The organism is Calothrix sp. FACHB-168, assembly GCF_963889195.1.
GTDB lineage: Bacteria > Cyanobacteriota > Cyanobacteriia > Cyanobacteriales > Nostocaceae > Aulosira > Aulosira anomala_A.
The window spans coordinates 22,281-42,451 of sequence record NZ_CAWPNJ010000026.1; the positions used below are offsets into that span (position 1 = coordinate 22,281).

The 20,171-nt window shown below is 40.6% G+C and carries 17 protein-coding genes; 11 read left to right on the plus strand and 6 right to left on the minus strand.

All coding sequences use genetic code 11. From position 1 onward, the window contains the following. Nucleotides 1-64 precede the first annotated feature (64 nt). The gene (dnaB, locus tag AACW45_RS16295; protein ID WP_190633582.1) at nt 65-1,438 is read right to left on the minus strand and encodes a replicative DNA helicase; all 1,374 of its coding nucleotides are present in this window, start codon (nt 1,436-1,438) and stop codon (nt 65-67) included. Nucleotides 1,439-1,588: 150 nt separating this feature from the next. Continuing rightward, nucleotides 1,589-2,530: a hypothetical protein gene (locus AACW45_RS16300; RefSeq protein WP_190633583.1), complete on the minus strand. Its 942-nt coding sequence runs from the start codon at nt 2,528-2,530 to the stop codon at nt 1,589-1,591. Nucleotides 2,531-2,940: 410 nt separating this feature from the next. On the opposite strand from AACW45_RS16300, the gene AACW45_RS16305 reads away from it, so the two are divergent. After that, nucleotides 2,941-3,315, plus strand: a complete 375-nt coding sequence (locus AACW45_RS16305) for an XRE family transcriptional regulator (RefSeq protein ID WP_190551725.1) — start codon at nt 2,941-2,943, stop codon at nt 3,313-3,315. A gap of 264 nt (nt 3,316-3,579) precedes the next feature. Here AACW45_RS16305 and AACW45_RS16310 read toward each other — a convergent pair whose 3' ends face one another. The 4 genes from AACW45_RS16310 to AACW45_RS16325 form a co-directional block, all read right to left on the minus strand. Next, a complete protein-coding gene (locus AACW45_RS16310) occupies nt 3,580-3,885 on the minus strand; it encodes a hypothetical protein (RefSeq protein WP_190633584.1) in 306 nt (101 codons plus the stop codon). Between the two features lie 111 nt (nt 3,886-3,996). After that, the gene (locus tag AACW45_RS16315; protein WP_190633585.1) at nt 3,997-4,938 is read right to left on the minus strand and encodes a ParM/StbA family protein; all 942 of its coding nucleotides are present in this window, start codon (nt 4,936-4,938) and stop codon (nt 3,997-3,999) included. 1,131 nt (nt 4,939-6,069) lie between these two features. Beyond that, on the minus strand, nt 6,070-7,032 hold the full coding sequence (locus AACW45_RS16320) for a ParB/RepB/Spo0J family partition protein (protein WP_190633586.1): 963 nt from the start codon (nt 7,030-7,032) through the stop codon (nt 6,070-6,072). Beyond that, on the minus strand, nt 7,029-7,802 hold the full coding sequence (locus tag AACW45_RS16325) for a ParA family protein (protein WP_190633587.1): 774 nt from the start codon (nt 7,800-7,802) through the stop codon (nt 7,029-7,031). The genes AACW45_RS16320 and AACW45_RS16325 overlap by 4 nt, the downstream gene beginning before the upstream one ends. Nucleotides 7,803-8,295: 493 nt before the next feature. On the opposite strand from AACW45_RS16325, the gene AACW45_RS16330 reads away from it, so the two are divergent. The 10 genes from AACW45_RS16330 (at nt 8,296) to AACW45_RS16375 (ending at nt 20,092) form a co-directional block, all read left to right on the plus strand. Next, nucleotides 8,296-8,556 carry a hypothetical protein gene (locus tag AACW45_RS16330; protein WP_190633588.1) on the plus strand — a complete coding sequence of 87 codons (261 nt, stop codon included), beginning with the start codon at nt 8,296-8,298 and terminating at the stop codon, nt 8,554-8,556. 577 nt (nt 8,557-9,133) lie between these two features. Then, nucleotides 9,134-9,694, plus strand: a complete 561-nt coding sequence (locus AACW45_RS16335; protein ID WP_190633589.1) for a hypothetical protein — start codon at nt 9,134-9,136, stop codon at nt 9,692-9,694. Between the two features lie 8 nt (nt 9,695-9,702). Continuing rightward, the gene (locus AACW45_RS16340; RefSeq protein WP_190633590.1) at nt 9,703-10,059 is read left to right on the plus strand and encodes a hypothetical protein; all 357 of its coding nucleotides are present in this window, start codon (nt 9,703-9,705) and stop codon (nt 10,057-10,059) included. A gap of 52 nt (nt 10,060-10,111) precedes the next feature. Next, nucleotides 10,112-12,835 carry a hypothetical protein gene (locus AACW45_RS16345; RefSeq protein WP_190633647.1) on the plus strand — a complete coding sequence of 908 codons (2,724 nt, stop codon included), beginning with the start codon at nt 10,112-10,114 and terminating at the stop codon, nt 12,833-12,835. Nucleotides 12,836-12,856: 21 nt separating this feature from the next. Then, complete coding sequence (locus AACW45_RS16350; RefSeq protein WP_190633591.1) at nt 12,857-13,573, plus strand: hypothetical protein; 717 nt, start codon at nt 12,857-12,859, stop codon at nt 13,571-13,573. Nucleotides 13,574-13,775: 202 nt separating this feature from the next. Next, nucleotides 13,776-14,792: a hypothetical protein gene (locus AACW45_RS16355; RefSeq protein WP_190633648.1), complete on the plus strand. Its 1,017-nt coding sequence runs from the start codon at nt 13,776-13,778 to the stop codon at nt 14,790-14,792. 14 nt (nt 14,793-14,806) lie between these two features. Continuing rightward, nucleotides 14,807-15,607, plus strand: coding sequence for a hypothetical protein (locus AACW45_RS16360; protein ID WP_190633592.1), 801 nt, complete (start codon nt 14,807-14,809; stop codon nt 15,605-15,607). Beyond that, the gene (locus tag AACW45_RS16365; RefSeq protein ID WP_190633593.1) at nt 15,607-17,382 is read left to right on the plus strand and encodes a TrbI/VirB10 family protein; all 1,776 of its coding nucleotides are present in this window, start codon (nt 15,607-15,609) and stop codon (nt 17,380-17,382) included. Before AACW45_RS16360 ends, AACW45_RS16365 begins: the two co-directional genes overlap by 1 nt. A gap of 12 nt (nt 17,383-17,394) precedes the next feature. Then, nucleotides 17,395-18,243, plus strand: coding sequence for a hypothetical protein (locus AACW45_RS16370; RefSeq protein ID WP_190633594.1), 849 nt, complete (start codon nt 17,395-17,397; stop codon nt 18,241-18,243). Between the two features lie 10 nt (nt 18,244-18,253). Then, entirely contained in the window at nt 18,254-20,092 is a 1,839-nt protein-coding gene (locus AACW45_RS16375; RefSeq protein WP_190633595.1) for a hypothetical protein, read from the plus strand. The last annotated feature ends 79 nt before the right edge of the window (nt 20,093-20,171 follow it).

Sequence of the window (20,171 nt, forward strand, 5' to 3'; positions counted from 1 at the left end):
GCTGTTTTTAAGTATACATGGTGGGAATAAGGAATGCTATACTTTCGCCTGCCAACAGCTTTCATCACCCCAAATTCCGGATAATTCCATATGACTTGTCAAAAAACACTGTTGCTGTGCCTGTATCGCCGTGGCGAGATTTAGCCATGATAAGTTCTAGAATTCCTTGGTCTTCTGTATCTGAGTTATAGTACTCATCCCGGTAAGCCAAGATAATATTATCGGCAACCATCTCTAAAATTCCCGACTGGCTGAGGTCACTCATCATAGGACGCTTATTCTGCCTACTCTCTACTCCCCTAGAAATTTGAGAAAGTGCCAACACAGGAACATTTAAATCACCAGCCATTTTGTAAAGTCCCCTGGCGACATCTCCTAATTCATAACTGCGATTACCCCCAGAGTCTTCTGCCATCATTTGCAGGTAATCGACTACAACTAATCCCAGCTTTCCCTCTTTAGCTTTTATCTGACGACATTCGGAAGCAATTCCAGAAACAGTAATGCCTCTTGAGTCATTCATATAAAGCGGTAATTCTGAGGCGATACCAACAATTTTGGCAATACTGGTGAATTCCCAGCCCTCTAAAGGTTGATTACCTGAACGATGTCTGCGGATGCGATCGCTCTTCAGTGGGATCAAGTCTAAATGCTTGTAGGCATTGGTAACACTAATTAAACTCCACAGTCTGTACTCCAATTGCTTTTTTGTCATCTCCAGCGAGAAGATAGCCACAGGTAAGTCGTGGAGCAGTATCATCTGGAACGCCAGGAACAGCGCGATGAAAGATTTCCCCATTGATGGCCTACCCCCAACTATGGTGAGTGTACCATCTTCAAATCCCAGCATTAAATTATCAAGCTCATGAAGTCCTGTGGGGTAGATGGGATTATCTGAATCTAATTCCTCGTAAGCAGCAATATTAATCGTGCTGTTGTGTTCAGTATTGTTCGTAATAGTTTGATTAGATATTTGAAAAACCTTTTGCTCTGCCTGATCTAGGACAATTGGTAACTCTTTTTCGGTCTCATAACCCAGATGCACAATTTCATTACCCGCTTTAATCAACTGCCGCCGCAGATACTTGTCCATCACCAAAACAGCTAAAGCATCGATGTTAACGGCTGACACTGTGCGGTCTACAAGGGTGGCTAATTTATTTCTCCCACCAATACGCTCAAGTAAATTGTGATCAGCCAGCCAACTGGTGACTGAGAGTAAATCTGTAGGTAAAGATTGGCTCAACAGCCGCAGCGCAGCTTGATAAATATCTTTGTGGGCGCTGATGTAAAAGGCTTCTGGAATTAAGCGATCGCAAATTCTGCTTATTGCTTCTGGATCTAGCATAATTCCGCCCAAAATTGCCTCTTCTGCTTCGATGTTTTGGGGTGGTAGGCGGTCTCTACCTAACCCTTGAAAACTTAGTTCTTCAGCCATAGGTAATTTGAGATTTTCAATTTCATTGGACTAAGCTTTTGCGACGAGGCGATCGCTTCGCTCTCTCTACCTCTTGCTCTTGGGTTTGACGTTCAGCTACCCAAGCTAGCTTTTCTAGTTTCGTTTTAATTTTTTGAGGTAGTCACTGATTCATGTTTGTTTACCGTAATTTTCCATAGCTTGCTGCCTCTGTTGCTCAATTTCTTCTTGAAACTTTTTCATCATTTGGCTACTGCGACGACTTTGAGGTTTTTTGGATTGCGCCTGTTGCCAATCCAGGAATTTCTTGTAGTAAACTTCCCAGCGATTTTGTCCAGCTTTATTCTTATGAGCTAACCAAGCTTCAATGTCGTTGACTGGTTGACTGAGATTTGCAGTTAATTGCTCACAGAAATTCAAAAAATTCGCTCGCTCGTCTTCTGAGAGAGTCTGAATAAATTCTGTATAAGTCTGAGAGATCTGAGGAGAGTTAGAACCATTGCTGTACAAGGATTCTAGCTCTCGATTTGGACAATTCTGTCCAACTCCGGACAATTCTGTCTTAGTTTGGACAATTTTGTCCAACTCCGGACAATTCTGTCCAACTCCGGACAATTCTGTCATTTTTCTCTCGTGAGAAAATTTAGGCTTACTTTCCGATTCTGGACTGTCCTGTTCTGGACAATTCTGTCCAACTCCGGACAATTCTGTCATTTTTCTCTCGTGAGAAAATTTAGGTTTACTTTCAGATTGATTTGCTTTTTTCTTTTGGCGTAGTTCTTTGGCTTGCTTACCTGCTAAATTCTGTCCACGAATTACTACGGGTTCCCATCGGTAAAGTTCTAAATCTTCAAGTTTTGTCAGAGAACGTTTAACCTGTCTTTCACTGACACCGATTGCTTCTGCAATTTCTGGAATTCTTGGTAGTTCTACCATGCGATCGCCGAAAGGCTCAATCATTTGTAGATAAGCCCATAGTGACCAGTCAGCAGCAGTTAACTTGCCGCGAATAGCTTTAATTGCCATTGAGTTAGGAGTTTGGTAGAAGCCATCTAATTCAATACCGAGCATTGGGCAATCAGGGACTACCGTAAGTTGAGTTTGGTTTGACATAGCTAGTCCCTTTGTGCTGGTGTGAGTTCACGGTAGACTTTCAGCCACTCTTTATGCTGAAGTGGGTAAAAACATCCTTGATTTTTTGAATTTGGCTGTGTCATAGTTCTGCTAAGACAAAATAACAAGACAATAAGACAAAATAACAAGACAAAATTTCACCTCTTTCCCAACGGTATCGAGGCTGATTTTTTAGATGTCCGTCATTCATGCTCAGTCAACGAATTTTTATTTTTAATCGTGACAAGGCATTAATTTGATGGTTATGCTAGTGGTTAGAAGATTAAAGATATGTCTAGTGAAAAGCACTTCTAGCAAGAGTTTGGTAAGATTAAGGTAGACATCATCCTGGTTGTTTTATCGGACAACACATAGTATAACCGTTAAATATAAGTATAATTAACAAAGCAATGCAAAGTTTTGTATCAGAGAAAACTCAACGTTATCAGCAGTTATTCGATGAGATGATGAACCGCTTCAATTTGGAAGCGAAGACAACGGCTGCACAGGCTAAAGTTTCAGAGGTGATGTTATCCCGCTTTCGTCGCGGGAAGGCGGATTTAGGAGCATCAAAATTAATAGCGCTACTTTTGGCTGTTCCGGTAGAAGCTAGGGTATGGTATTTATCTGAGTTATTTGGTCAAAGGCCAGGAGTTAGCCTGCGATCGCTAATTGCTGAAGCACCTCCTGAAGAACAAGCCGAAGTTTTACGACTAATCGCTGACATTTTTGTGAATAATAGCCGTGAGGCTACAGACTCAGTGCAGTTACTTAAAGCTTTGTAAGTTAGATAAACAGCTTGAAAATTGGTTGTTTCAAGGGTACTGAATTAAGTTATTTTAAAAAATATAGAGCATTGCGATCGCCGATCAGTTGCAGAAAAACCTAACTGATGAAACACTGGTAAGGTTACTATTCAAGTAAGATTTCATTCTCCTTTAATTTTGCTAAAAGCCTCATCTGTTTGTTAACAAGCGAATTAAGCAAAAGAGTTGACTTTTAGCCCATGAAGTAGCCATGCAATGAGTATGTATTGCTGGTGATTATAGTTACAAATCAAAATCAAGGGTGAACGTTTCACCATCTAAATCCTTTTGTTCTTCGAGTGCAGATGGATTTGTAGTCTGCTCCTCAAGTTGATTTTGGTTTATGGTAATCGGATTAACAACTGGTGTATGTGAAACTGCTTGTTGTATTGGGAAAGCACCTTTTTTAAACGCAAAATAGCAATCAATAATAAAGTAAAGCGTTTCCAGATAACTTTTATCTAATTGTTGTGACTCAGCAAAGATACGCTCACGATAGCTATCTTTAATCCGGATTTTTTCTGGTGTTAAATTTTGTTTATCTGCCATTGTGATTATTTCTCAAATGTGATGAGCTTTCTTTTAGGGTTTGGATTTCAGAGTACGAGAGTTCACCAATCTATAATTTTCAACGAGGCATTGAGCCAATCTGATATGGGTTCACGAATTTTTTTTCACAATCGCTTTAGCCATTTCTAGAAGTCCACAAGCATTAGCTTCTACCGGATTGTCCAGAATTTTGAACCCGTTCTTCTCTAAGAGCTTCTTAAATCCAGGCAACAAGCAACCTCCACCAATCGCCCAAATTTCATCTCCAGTGTGTTTGGCATCAAGTGTGAGATTCACAGGTTTCTTCAAATATTTCTCATACCAGTCTTTTAAACAAGTGCTGTAAACATCTTTGATATCAATGTCACGGCTGTACCTGGTATGTCCCATTTCCAAGCAGAAGCGAATTTTGGATGAATCGCCGATTTTGCCCCCATTGAGATGTTTCATTTTTTGTGAGATATCATCAATCAGCACTTCTACACCTGTGGGGAAGGGAGTGTGAACTTCTCGCTTACCCTGGTTGTAACGAGAATACAGAGTTGTACCGTTGCCAAAGTCTAAAACGGTTAATTTTGGGGGAAGTGGTTGTCCAAACAATGCACCCATTCCTTCTGGTACTACCTTCAGGACTTCTACCTTTACTTCAGATTGCTTACCAGCAAGTATGGGCTGATATTCACCGTTGAGTACTTGTTTCAAGTCTTCTGCCAAAGCGACATCATGTAAACTAACAACTAACTTTAAATGCCAAGCTTTACGATGTGGTAAATGTGCCAAGGCACCCAATAATGTAATTAGTGCATTATTGACTTTGTTCTCGTTGTTATCTGTATTGCGGTCGAAATGATAACCTGTACGAAAAGCAGATTCTCCTACTGTGTAGGCTGTACCATTGAAAACTACTCTTCCGGGAACATCTTCCATCTCAACAGAAGAGATATAACTGGGGACGCGAACAACATCAAAGCCATCGACTAAAAGTTTGATGCTACCGTAACCGTTATCAAAGCCGGAGGGAAAAATTTTTTGTAAGGCATGAATGTTAGTCATGGGGGTCAAGTGGGGTATAAAGTATTAATGAGTCAAAAATACCCTAAGCATCACCTATATATACCCTAAATAGGGGTTAAATTGAGCAAAAAAATTTCCAAGTATTTATGGGGTATATATAGCCCCTATTTGTACCCCATAAAAAATTGTGAAACTTTTTAGGAGAAGTTTTGCAGCTCTACTTAACTGCTATTCTCCAAAACAATAATTATTTAAGAGCAGGACTAGTAAATGTATTTATGAAGTCGGACAATTTCACAGACCTCCGACTTGCACTAAGAAATTTTCAATTGGGTTGAGTTCAGACGAATGGGGTGGTTGAAACAACAACACAATATTTTTTGGGATTTGTAAGTGTTTGGCGTTATGTAACAAGCTATTGTCAACTTGAAGAACGTTGAGTGATTTGGGATAACAAGCCGCGACAGAAGTTCAAAAATTGTTGGTAGCATTCAGTATCAACATGAGAAAACTGCCAAAATCAACTTTTTTCTGTGAGTAGTTCAACTGCCCCGTATAGCCAGAACGCTTGAAACAAACAAGAGCTAATCACTAATAGGCTTAACTCCGGGAAGAGTAATTTTACGTCCTTCAATGGTTTTAAGTCCAAATCGACTGTCATCTTGTACAAAATAACGAATATTTTCGTACTGAGGTAATACCAATTTAAACAAGAATGCAACAGATGCTTAGGTTGGGGAGCCACTGCGTTGCGGAGGACAGTTGCACTTCTTCGGGGTTCCCGACTTGAGGAGCCATTGCGTTGCGGAGGTTCCCCCCGTTGTAGCAACTGATGTTAGAACGAAGTAAAGCCCAATATATACAAGCTGTTGAAGCGTTCAGTTTCGTCCCTTAAACGCCACTCGCCTCAAGCCGAGCCAGCCGCTTGCAGGGGTTTGCGAACTGGCGTGGGAAATCCGTCCACAGCGGTGGCTCCCCAACCCATATCTGTAGCACTCATTCTTCAAATCGGTATTAAATGGAAAACTGTAAGAGTTTACTCAAGAACTTTGAGCGAACACTAGGTTATGCGACTCTTAACTCAATCTTTGTTTTATCTGACTCATGCTCAAGTTGTTAGCTAAGGCATACATATCAAATGGATTCTATAGAAAATTAATTCGTGAAGCATTACTCTTGCTGCATTAATGCTTCGAGTTGTGCCAGCAGTTTTTCTACTTGTGTTTTTTTCTTGGGGTCATCCCACAATTTAGCTTTTTTGAATCGGCGCAGGGTATCATCAACACGCTCTTTGAGGTCTGTCGTCTCTGTTTGATAGGATGAGCGCGATTCAGACTGCTGCTCAAAAACTTGGATTTTCTGTTTGATTTCGCTCAGGGATAGATTATGTTCAATTGCTATGTTGAGCAGTTCATCTCTGGTTTTTTCATTTTTAACTCGTGCGATCGCGCGTGCCTTAGTGTACTCAAGTTTCCCAGAACGCAAAACTGACAGCACATCAGACGGCAGACTGAGCAGTGGAAGGCGGTTGCGAACAAAAGAATCCCACTTCATGCGTCCTAAAGCTATAAATACCTCTTCAACAAGCAGAGTTTGAGAGTTACCCGTAACGTTACGGGTAATTTTACCTTTAGCTTCATTGTCCATTTTTTGCAGCAGTTTGACGGTTTCGTCAACGCTGAGTTCTAACCGCAACGCCAACAGTTCGAGGATACCTTCAGTTTCTTCTAGGGGGTTGAGGTCTTCACGTTGTAGGTTTTCAACGAGGCGTACTTGATATGTAGTCGCATCGTCCATTTCCCTTGCAACAATAGGTACTTCGATTAATCCTGCCATTGTTGCCGCTCTGTAGCGTCGTTCCCCTGCTACCAATTCATAATATCCCCCAGGCAGTGGACGTACTAACAGAGGTTCGAGAATACCTAATTCTTTGATCGAGCGTGATAGTTCTTCAAGCTTTTGGGGGTCAAAGTAGCGCCGGGGTTGCGAGAAAGGCAGCTTGATTTTAGTGATGTCAATAGTTGAACTAGCATTGGCTTGATTATTAGGCTGTGTGGTATCTGCACTGCTACCGAACAGCAGTTCGACGGGTTTTTTGATGGCGGCGTAGGGTTCGTTACGCTTTTTATTCACTGTTTTACTTCGAGTTTATCTAAACTGTTGGCAATTTTTTTGAGTACGCTGATGGCAGAGTGATTTTTATCAAACAATGCTAAAGGTACTCTACGCTCAGACGCATCCGCAAAGGCAATGGATTTAGGGATGGGTGGATATACAGTACCAATATCTGACAGTTGTTCTTGCACAGCTTTAACAGTCCGAGACTCTTGGGCAGTGCGACCATCAAACATTGTGGGAACAAACCCCGCAAATTGTAAACTGGGGTTTGTATGACTGCGGACTTGGGCTACTGTACTAAGTAAAAGTTCTGTCCCTTTAAATGATTTAAACTGGCATTGTATCGGAACAAGAATGTGAGTAGCAGCAGTCAAACTAATAACACTGAGTAACCCTAAAGAAGGGGGACAGTCGATCAGAATAAAGTCGTAATTATCCTGCACTGTGGCAAGTGCATTTTTTAGACGATATTCTCTGGCGATCGCACTTGCTAACTGCATTTCACTAACCGCTAGGTTAATATCAGCAGGGACAAGTGCCATACCGTGAATCAGATCAGGATAGATAGGTAATGACTTGTTGTCAACAATTGTCTGTTGGATACTTTGCTCTAATTCGTCGGGTTCAAGCCCCATGAAAGTAGTCAGGCTAGCTTGTGGGTCCATGTCTACCAACAAGACACGACGTTTTTTAAGTGCAAGGTGATAGCCTAAATTTTGAGTAAGTGTGGTTTTAGCAACACCACCACTTTGGTTAAACAGCGTAATAATGCAGGTTTTGTTCATGTACACTCACAATAAAGTCCTTAAGTAAACAATAAAGTTCTTTTCCAGACAATAAAGTTCTTTAGCAACTGGCACAAGGGATATGGAACTATTTGGTTGTAGGGGACAAAATCATTTACTGTCATTGTAAAGGGCTGCATACTCGTCTATAGACCAGTTAAAGACTTTATTATTTGGACAACAGAGCGCTCCGGTAGTAAGTTGGCTTCAAGTTAGGACTTTATTTGGTAAGGAGAACTCATCTTTTTACCTAACTATTGCTCTTTTGGGCGTTTCTGGTAAATAAGTTTATTGTTTGCGTATAGTTCACAATTTTTGATAAAAGATTTTTTAGATCTCTCCTTAATACGCCAAATTTTATCGGAGGCGGTGATTTTATACAATCTGTAGTGAGTGCGATCGCACTCTTTTTCTGTAATGCAGCAGCTAAGTAAGCGCAATAACTAAATCTTTCTAAATACTTGAAGTCAATCAATCTTGTAGTACTAGTGTAATGCCAGCAGAACTTTATAAAAACGGAATCATCGAGATATCAGAAAACTTAGACTTTACCGAGGAAGAAGAGCTTTGGGATGTATTTGTACACTTCCAAGGGTACATATTTTCTCCAGTAGTAGCAGGGGCAAGCCAAAACAGAGCATTCGAGATAGGGCGAGATTTATACGATTGGATAGAAGAAAATTACTGCCAGGAAATGGGAGATCGCTTTACATGGAAAAGATACTCAGTAAATCGAGAAGATCCAAGGCACTAGGGACTTCCAAGTAAATAACTATTCCATCGCTAGGGCAAGCTGGGGGAGAAAGAGCCTATTCATCGCCTCCGCGATCCAAATAAAATAATTTTTGGAAGTCTCCTAAGACTGTTTTATTACTCTCGTCAAATAAAAATTTGAAACCTCTGGCCAAATAGAGTTTTTCTTCTTGAGATTCGGTTCGTAGGCTCAATGGATACACGATGCCTGCGGCGAGCGTATCCATTACGAATTTCCTTACCAAATATGAATTTCATCATTTAATGATATGAATGTTCTCTACCTATTGATAGAGCCACTTCCTTGTGTAGACTACACAAAATTGATGTATAAATTTAAAAATAATTTTATGTATATTTACTTTATTTTATGAATATCATCCATATTTATAATTACTTAGGATTATATATTTTATGTAGAGTTACACAATTAAAAACTAATTTTCAGTAATCAATTTATCCAGAATAAATCATAAATTCTGAGAAAGAATAAATTGATAATATTCTCACATTAGGCTGATTATTATTAGGATATATACAAGTTATTAAAGATATAGAAAACTTTGTTGTGATTCTCTATGTCTTCAATAAAGCTGTATCCACAACGCCACAAACAGAAGTATTCGACTAATCTGTATCCCATAGTAGTTACTGCAAACGTGGCAATGCTTTTGGATGTAATTATTAACCATAGTCCCCTGAGCTTTTTAACATTTGGCTTAACAACATTAGGGACAGCAGTAATTATTTGGCGGCGTGAGTTAGATGGGCTGCTTAATTTTTGTACCAAGCTAAATCGGCGCTATAAATTCACTACCCCTGCATTGACAATGCTAGGAACTTTTTCATTGTTAGATGCACTATCAACTCCTGCAAAAGCACAGTTCTTCCAAAATGCACAAACTTGGATGACATCAAACTTTACAGGTGCTGGTCAAGCTATTCCTTTAGTATTTAACGTGCTGCGTGGTTTATTTTTGATTTACTTGGGAATTTCTTTAGTAAAAGTCATACAATCAGCTCGTCAAGACGAAGATTGGCAGAATTTAGCCCGAACACCAATGATTATTCTAATTGCAGTGACTATGGGTGATATCTTGGCGAACTTAATTATTGGCAGTGGCGGTACGACTGGTTGAGGTCGAAAATGGTTGATAGTAAATCCAAAACACGCACTGTTAATACCACCATTGGTAAGCAGCCTAACATTGGGCCATTTCCATCTGATCAATTAATTCCTTGGGTAGTGATTTCTGGGGTTTCCTATTATTTATTTCATGGCTTTTTGCGACTTAACTGGATTTGGACTCTAACTCTAGCAACTTGGGGAATTTCGACTTGGTGGGTGCTGACTGCTAACGGAGCTTGGAGAATTTTATCAAAGTTTTTAGCTATTCCTAATTGGACGCGAGTACGTGTGCTGTATCAACCAATTTTGCAGTCCAATGCTAAAAAAGGTCAGAAAACAGAAAAACTGCGAACAAATTTGAAATTTAGAAAATAGTCACGATGAGATATTAGTTAAATTCCCCAAAAGGGTTTACTTAGGAGGTGAGATTTCGGTGAAGTCGAAAGTTGGTAAGCGCATTGTTGATAATGGGGAACGCAAAGTTCGTTTAACACCTCTGGAAGATGCTTTTGCACTAGTTACAATGTTGCAAATTAACCTTCAAGGACGCTCCGTGGGTGCTTACGTACTGCGTAAAGGTACTAACAACTTTATGATTCACTTTGGGTTTGAGTGTGTTGGGATTCACTCAACGTTGCGTACTGAACAAATTGATCCAGTTTTTGATGCTATTGAGTCAGGTTTGAAAGATTTGCCAGAGGGTGAACGCCTGACAATACATTTGAGTTCCTTTACTGATGATAGTTTCAGGCAAGAACAACTCAAGAATTTGAGCGATCGCTCACCCAACAAAGAACTACAATATCTTCTGATGGGAGAACGCTGTCGTACCCAAGAACTGACGAAACTCGGCATCCGTAAACCCAAAACCCTGCGCTTGTACTGTACCTATACAGTAGAACCAGATACCACTGGCACCAGCGATGTCATAGAACAATTGCTCTCAAAACTAGAGCGTTCATGGAAATCTTTCACTGGCGAAATCAATGAGTTGCAGTTTCTTCGCATTGAGCGCCTGCTGCAAGCATCGTTTACTGATGGCTTTCAACTTTGGGAACAATTGCTGTCCAACAAAATGGGGTTAAATGTTCGCCCTTACGATGCTGAAGAACTTTGGACAATTCTCTGGCAACGTTTCAACTCGACTCCACCGCGACCAATTCCCCAACTTTTGATTTTAGATGAGGAGGGACTGCGCGAAGAAATTTACTCAGAAGTTGCGCCTACTTCCATGTTAATGGAGTCCGAATCATCGATTCCTATTGCAGATCGCCGTTGGGTGCATCTACTAGACAAATATATTGGAGCGCTAACCTTTGTTGATAAACCTGGCGGTTGGACAGATAAGGAACACCAGATGCGCTATCTTTGGGAAATTTTATCCAGAGAACGGGTGTATGACACCGAAATTTACTGCCAATTGATGCGGGCTAACGAGACTTTAGTCAAAACCAATATGCAGCGCCTAACCAAACAGGCGAATACAAGCGCAGTTTTGGCCCATGAAAAAAATTCAGTTGATGTCAAGTCTTTAGTCAATATCAAAAAGTCAATTGCTGCTCAGGAAGAACTTTATGAAGGTGCTGTTCCCATTCATACTGGGATTGTGTTTTTAGTTTACCGCTCATCCCGTGAAAAATTAGATGAAGCCTGTCGGTATTTGCAATCTTGTTTTTTGCGTCCAGCCTGGGTAGTCCGCGAAACTGAATATCCTTGGCGGATGTGGTTGCAGACTCTTCCTATCACTTGGGAGCGTTTAATGACCGTTCCCTTTAATCGACGGCTAGTTTACTTAAGTGGTGAAGTACCTGGGTTCATGCCATTAGTACGAACTCAAGCTCGAGATGATAGTGGTTTGGAACTAATTGCCGAAGAAGGAGGAACGCCAGTATTCCTCAATTTGTACACCCAGCACAAGAACTTGGGGCTATTCGCTACTACCCGTGCAGGTAAAAGCGTCCTAGCATCGGGTATCCTCACCCAAGCTTTAGCGCACGGAATGCCAGTGGTAGCAATGGACTATCCTAAACCTGATGGCAGCAGTACTTTTACTGATTACACCCAATTTATGGGTGATGACGGAGCTTACTTTGATATCGGTAAAGAATCAAGTAATTTATTTGAATTGCCGAATTTACGCTCTCTCCCACCTAAGTTGCAGCAAGAACGATTTGAGGATTACAAAGAATTCCTAGCGACGGCAATACTGGCAATGGTTGTGGGTACTCGTAGGGGTGTAACCAATGCCTCGCAAACACTTACGGATGCGATACGTTCCATCATTGCTTTGGCCCTGAAAGCTTTTTTCAGCGATGAGTTAATCCGCGATCGCTATGCTGCTGCCTACATTAATGGTTTTGGTTCACAAGAATGGTTGGTAATGCCCACCTTGCAAGATTTCTTAAGTTTTTGTTCTCACGAGCGCTTACAGCTAGATTCTTCAGGCGGCGATATCAAAGCAGCCCTAGAAACCATAAAATTACGCTTGCGATTCTGGCTTTCTAGTAGAGTTGGACAAGCTCTGGCTCAACCTTCTACATTCCGCAGTGATGCACAGCTATTAATCTTTGCGCTGCGTAACTTATCCAATGACGATGATGCAGCAATTTTAAGTTTAAGTGCTTACAGTGCAGCCCTGCGTCGAGCCTTAGCAGCCCCAGCCAGCGTGTTTTTTATTGATGAAAGCCCTATCCTGTTTGAATACGATTCGATTGCCGCACTGGTGGGTAGACTGTGTGCCAATGGAGCAAAAGCCGGAATCCGAGTAATTTTATCTGCTCAAGATCCTGATACCATTGCCCAATCTCCAACCGGTGCGAAGATTTTCCAAAATCTAACCACTCGGCTAATTGGACGTATCCAACCTACTGCTGTTGATAGTTTTGCGAACATTTTGAAATATCCCCCAGAAATCATTTCTCGCAACGCTACAGAAAGTTTTTTCCCAAAAAAGGAAGGAGTTTATTCCCAGTGGCTGCTAGACGATAACGGGATTTTTACTTTTTGTCGCTACTATCCCGCCTTTAATTTGTTGGCAGCAGTGGCAAATAATCCCGAAGAACAAGAGCAAAGAACTGCTGCTTTATCTCAGCATCCCAATAAGTTTGTAGCTTTGACACAATTCTCCAAACATTTGGTTGAGACAAAGTAAATATCCAAAAAAGGAGGAGTGATGCACAAAATTAAGCGAGCTACTATTATTGGAGCGATCGCTGTCTCTGCAATTGGATTCACTAGCGCTCAGGCATTTTCATTACCAATTTTTCAAGATAGTCCCTCCGCAAGATTCTTCGAGCAATGGCGACAGCAATTGAATCCATTCACTCAAGATGCTTCCTCCCTGGCTCAAAAACTCGAACCTTTAACAAAGTTCTTAGGCAAAGATTTGCAAGCTGCGATTACGGAAGCAATGGGTGTATTGGGTTTACCAGATGCTAATGCAGCCAGGGAAAAAGCTTCTGATAGTGCAGCTACTTCAGATAGTGCCATCAATGCGGCTGAACGAGCTACAAATGAAATTGACCGCCAAATTACCCGTACAGAAGCAGATAGCACTCTTAGCAAAGCAGGCCAACAACAAACCAAAGACCGAATTGAAACAACCCAAAATTCAGTTGCACAAGTTTATGTAGATGCTAATGCTGCTCAAGATGAAGTTGTCACCCAGAATGTCATGAAGCGAATTGCCCAACAAAATGTCCAAACCGCAGCAATTTTAGGAGAAATGCGGGCTGATGGATTGAAATTACGGCAGTCTCAAAATTTAGCTAACCTCAACTTGACGAATATTTCCCGTTCTTTAGATGGTCAAAAGCAAGCGTATCAGAAACAAACGGTGGATCAGGGTTTTAACAATTTAAGGACAGCAGCCCAAGCGCGGTTGTTCTAAGAGGCAGCCCCAATCACAAAATTTCATCGCCATGCATGAAAAAGGGACAAGGAGGACAAGGAGGATAATTAATAACCCTTGACTTTTACTCAGCACTCAGGAACGCCAGTTGCTTCAAATCTGGAAAAGCAATGCCACTGGCTTCACCTGTGAGAAGTCACAGCAGCGTCTACAGCACTTCGAGTCAGAAGGAGGGCGAAGATTGTTGAAATTATTGAAATATGAATTGATACTCGCACAAAGCCAAACTCCTAATCCAGGGCAAGCAGCTTCCACGATTACTAAAGATGGTGCAGCTGCCAGTGAAGCGATCGCACAGACAATGGAAAAACTTTGGGATGACGTACTCGGTGGAGGATTGTACAGTGCGATCGCCTCACTAGGAGTTTTCTTTGCTGTCGGCACTCTGCTGATTTTCATTGTCCAATGGACGCGAGAAATAGTGGATGGTGATAACTCGAAAGCTTTCTCTGAAATGATTTGGCCCATAGTAGTGATAGTTCTGCTAGCCAACAATGCTCAACCTTTGGCGATCGCCACTAAAGGATTGAGAGCCATCATTAATCAAACAAACAACACTCTGCTGACAACTACTTCTGCTTCTATCCAACTCCAAGAAGCATATCAGCAAGTAATGCTGAAGACTGGTAACGCCGATGTCATTCAAGCATTAATTGTCCAGTGCGATGCGATCGCCGATCCGAAGCAACAAGCTGAGTGTTTACAAAAGGCTTCTGAGCAAGCCCAAGAAATTGAAACTCAAGCAGATAATCGCCCCGGTTGGATGAAAGGTATTGGCGAATTATTTAACACCAACATTTTTCAATTAACTCTGCGTGGTTGGTTATTAGCATTTGGTATTGCTTTTCAATGGATAGTCGAAGTTTCCATGCTATTAACTGCACTTTTAGGGCCTTTGGCTGTGGGAGGTTCATTACTTCCCGTTGGTCAAAAAGCGATTTTTGCATGGTTAACTGGCTTCTTCTCTGTAGGAATGATCAAGCTTTGTTTCAATATTATTTCTGGGTTAGTCGCCACAATGGTGCTGAATGCTGATAATAACGACCCCATGATTTTCGCCTTTGCTATTGGTATTCTCGCACCAATTTTATCTGTTGTTTTGGCTGCGGGTGGCGGTATGGCGATTTTTAGAAGTTTGTCTAGTATTGCCAGTTTGGGGCTTTCTTCGGTAGTTACCAGATTGATTAAAAAAATGTAACTAAATTTTAGTTTATGACTAGTTCAGATCGAAATTTCGGCTCAAGAAATGCTAAACACAAACGGTTGAGATTTTTGAATCTTTCTTCTAAAAATATTTCAACTGGCGATACTTTAGCATTATTTGCAGTAGGCACTTTTAGCTTGCACCTTTTGACTCTGTTCTTAATGTTGCTACTGTATGGTTCTTACTCACAGTTGAGTAGAAAAGCACCTCCGTCTCTAGTACAATTAGAAACAGGTAAATCAATTAAAGTTGCCTCAATAGGTAGTTTAGAACGTACTCCTCAAGTTATTTTACATTTTGTTTCTGACACAATGACTTTGATGATGAATTGGTCAGGAACGCTACCATCCACTACAGTAGAAGAAGCTGCTAAACCCAAACCAGATCCTGGTATAGATATTCGCTCTTCAAGTAACGGAAGTGGTAAAGTAACTTCTTCAGCATGGCAAGCATCCCATGCTTTATCGGAAGACTTCCGCAAAGAGTTTTTGCAAATACTAGCTGAAATTACACCACCAGCAGTTTTCAAGGGAACAACGCAAGTAGTTTTAGTTCCGCTTTCTATTCAACCTCCCATCAAAATTGCTGAAGGTAAGTGGAAAGTCAAAATGGTTGCTAACCTTAGCATATTTGACCAAGGAAATAAATTGGGAGAAGTAATTCCCTTTAATAAAGAAATCTTCGTACAAGCCGTTGAAGCTCCTGATATGCCTACAACAAATGATGGATTAGCAGCAGCAATCTATCAGATGCGAGCTAGCGGTTTAGAAATTTATGCAATACGGGATTTACCACAGGAGAATTTATAATGCCTGAGCATCAAAATGGTAAAACACCTACAAATATTCTTGAATTAGAAAAAAAACCTGCTACGGCTAACCAAAAATATGAACAAGAGTTCAATGAACAATTTGATGATGAATGGGATGAAGAAAGTCTAGCGCGATTACTCGGTTATGTATATCCGGCGGTAACTTCAACAACTTCTTCTGAAGTGAATGAACATGAAATAACTTCAGAAGAAGTTGAACATACCGAAAATCAAGCTGAAGTATCTCCGCCAAATGTAGTAGCACCCCATGAGTTATTTGATGACCCACAATTAGGTAAAACACAACAAAATTTCTCCACTAATCCATTTTCTAAATTTGGTGTTGTCGGCTTGGGATTGTTTGTGATATTCGGTGTAGGAGCTACTTTTTTAAATATTATTATTTCCGGTAGACCAAAAGCAGCACCAAAAGTTATGGATCAAGGTTCTGCCCAGCCTACAGTAGAACTTGCTGATAATATAAAACCCCAAGAAGTAGAAACAGGGAAGCTAAAAGCAGAATTAGCGTTAGGAAGTCAAGTAGAAAAAATCAAATCTTTAGAAAGTTCCAAAAGCCCTAAAACTTCTGTAGTCAAAGCGCGTAACCAAACTAAGGATGAGTTAAATAAACGAACTACAGTCAAACAGACTCCACCTGATGTGCGTCCATTACCAATTTCTCGTCCAGTTCAAGTTGCTTATGTCCCTCGTCAAACAACACCAAGAGAATATTATTCGCCTCGTTTTACAACAGTTTCTCGGAATCAAGCACCTGTAAGTAACGTGCCAGTAAATACTACAAGCACAATACCAATATCGCCTCGTACAAACCAATCTACCGACCCAATGCAACAATGGGCGGCAATTAATAGATTAGGAAGTTATGGCAGTAGTGAAATTGCGACTAACACTGAATTGGCAACCAAAACTTACGAACAACCAAATAATAGTGCTGTAGATACTGTTACGAACGGACAAGCAAATTCACCAATAATAATTCCTCGTGCCACCCCAGTTTTAGCTGTTGCTAACACAATTGTGGAAACTGCCGATTCTCTAGAACCACTCTACACAGAAGAAAATGCAATTGTTACAGGTATACCTGTGCGACAACTAACAGTGGGTGCAACTGCATCTGGAAAGTTAATTACTCCGTTAATTTGGAGTGAACGTTCAACTAATAATATTGATGCAAAATCAGTGGCTCCGGCTCAAAAAGACAAGTTTATTGTCCAACTTGTTGAACCGCTAACTGAAGGGGATGGTTTTGTTAGCTTACCAAGAGATACTGAAATTGTTGTCCATGTACGAGACATTGAAGAATCAGGACTTGTGCAACTGGAAGCAACCCAAATTGTGATGGAAGGTAAGGAGTATGTGCTGCCACCGGGAGCAATTACTATTCGCGGCAACTCCGGTCGTCCATTAATGGCATCAAAGTCGAATGATAAAGGTGGCGAAATTGCTTCACGAGATGCAGAAACATTCGTAGTTGGTTCTTTGGCTAAAGTGGGCAAAGTACTCAATCAACCTCAAGACGAACAATACTCCACTTCCACTGGGTTTGGTGGTACAACTACTTTTTCTTCTACTAGGCGAGGTGGCCCTAACATCTTGGGTGCAGTTTTAGAAGGAGGATTTGAACCACTGACTGAACAAATTTTAGAACGCAATCAGCGATCGCTAAGAGAAATCGAACAACGAAAAGCAGTTTGGTATGTCCGCGCAGGTTCAGATATTCAGGTTTTTGTCAACCAATCTTTTCAATTTTAAACTGTCTCCCCCATGCCCAATGCCCCATGCCCTAATTTACTCAGTATGAATCCGATGAAAGTTTTTCTGCAAAATTTGACTGTAACCGCTTCCATCTATACTGTGCTAACTTTTGCTACTGGCCTTTTACCAGTAGTGGCAGGTGAAACATCTCGTTCCAGCCAAACTCCTCAAGGACTGCAACGTATTTCACAAGATATAGCCACTGGGCAGAGTGGAAGTGAAATACCTCTAATTGAATTATCGCCGGGGTATGGAGTCAATATTTCCTTTATCCCCAGTGGTGACATAGTAGAGAAAGTTTGGTTAGATAATCCAGCGATCGCTTCTCTTGATGTTGATGGTTGTTTGTCAGGCTTGGGACGTGAGTGTAACTCTCCAGGGGCAACAGTATTACATCTGCGACGGATCAACCCAATAGATATGCCGCAGTTGCCGAAGATGAATAGCAGCTTGCTGACAGTAGTAGCAAAGGGTAACTCTGGGCGGCGAGTGTATTTATTTCGGGTCGCTACAGCTAATACAAAACCCAAATATCACACAATCGAGGTCACACCTCACACCCAAGAAGAACCTGAAATTAGAGAACTTCTACCACAGTATCAAAATTTACAAGCTATAAGTCGGGGTCTGGAAATTGCCCAAAAACAACGTTTAATTTCGCCCGAATCGCCCTTGTGGCAGCGAATTAAAAACTTTTTAACAAATGTGAAGTCAGGAGAATCAGTATCTAGTGCTGCCCGGAAAGCTGGTATTACTTTGCAGCTAGTTAATCGGCTGATAGAACTGGGACAAACTACTCCCGTTAATACTTTAAGGCAGCGTTTAGTAAATCAATCAAATTACTCAAATAAGATTTGAAATTAAGGCAATGAAATTCCTGAAAATTCCTTTTAGCTTGATATCTGGGCTAAGTTTAACTATCTTAATTTCTGGTACAACTTTAATTTCATCACAAGAGCAAGGATTATCAAATCCTCAGTTAAAAACAGATGAAATCACTACAATCAATTGGCAAAATACTCGTCTGCCTAATTGGAATCAAATTACCTTTGCTAAAATGCCTGGTATTGCCGAATCTGGTTCTTTTCAAGTACCAGAAGGTGTGGCAGAAAAGTTGGGATATGACCCTTCGCGTAGTTGGAATGCTGGACAGACACCTGATTCTTATATGATGTTAGGTGACTTTCAGGATGCTTTCAAACTTCAAAATTTATCAATAAGTGATATTGCCAAAACTGTTGATTTGGATTTAAGTCAAGTTGATTTAGACAAATTTGGCGTAATGAAATTCCAAAGCTTACAGAGCTTGAGTGAGGCTATTCCTAATTTGAAGGATACACCTATTGCTGAAGTTAAACCAGTTTTGGATTTATTATCTCAAAAGCTAGAAACTTCCTTTGATTCCAATCAAACAATCGGGAAGCTATTACAACAATCTCCTCATTTAGGAAAACTACAGTTTGCATCTTTGTACTTAGCATCTTATAGTTTGGATTCTATTCCCGGTTTGGTAATAACACCAATTGGTGCATTTGAGAAATGGCAAGGTGTTTATATTAATGAGATACCAGGATTAGCTGAGGTTCCTTTTTCTCAGTTTCCTAATCCAATTAATGCTGTGGGTGGAAATGTGGGCATTGTTGATATTGCTTTTGCAACCGACGAACAACAGCGCGATCGCACAATCTCTGGTAGTAATAAAGAAGGCTTCGCTGTGCCATGTCAAAAAGATTGCGCTCACATAGAATTATCTGGTTCAGCTTCAGTTTCAGGTAAAGCCTGGGTTAGCGGTAAATATCAACTAGTTAAGGGTGGTAAGGGAATCCTCAGTTCAGTGAATGGGGGTAAAGAACCAACAGGCCGTCATCCCTTTGGTGATGCTTTCAAAGTCGCAGTATGGGATATTTCAGAAGTAGATGGCATGATTTCTCAAGCTTTATTCTTCCGGGCTTGTATGCGGAATAATTTTGTAGATTTAGGCTGTACACCCTATTTTATTGGGCCAGTACCATTCATGACTTTCAAAGAGCAAGAACCTATATTTTTAGGTTTAATTGCAGGAGAAAGCTCTAATTCAGTCTCCACACCCACAGGATTGAAGAGTACAGGATTTAGATTTAAACAATCTCCTGATAGTTCAACAAATAAGTTGTCTTATTTACTGCCCACAATTAAAGGTGATTGCAAGAATCTTCATTCATCAGGAACAAATATCGATGCTTTGATTGCTGCTTTCTATAGTGTCGAAGAAAATTACAACTTAGTCGGTAATTATGTCTGCGACTCATCCGATAACTGTGGACGTGGGCTGGGTGCAATGCAGTTTATGTCATATCGTCTAGATGTGCGAAAGATTATCTCAAGTAAATCTGGCGGTGCAAAGTTTCTATCCAAATTGGATGCAGGTGAAAAAGTTATAGGTGAGGATATGATGCAATATTTTTCACCTGCTGAACAACAAACTTTAATTAAAGCTGATATCACCAACTTACTGAACAGCGCATCTCAACAAATCGACCCAATGACCGAAAAGCCTTTTATAGGCGAGCGATTAATTGAACGTGCTGCTCAAATGAATTTCGCTGGTGTAAATATCCCTATCGATACGGCTGTCAGTGATGTGGATGGAAAAATATCAGTCAGAGAATATGGCAACAAAACATCTGCTAAATATTTTCAAGCTCTGCAATTAATGGGCTGTTCTTAGACTAAAAAAATCCTGTTTAATTTCTGTATTTTTGGTTCAAGTTATGAGTTTTCTATTTCAAAATTTATTCAAAACATTA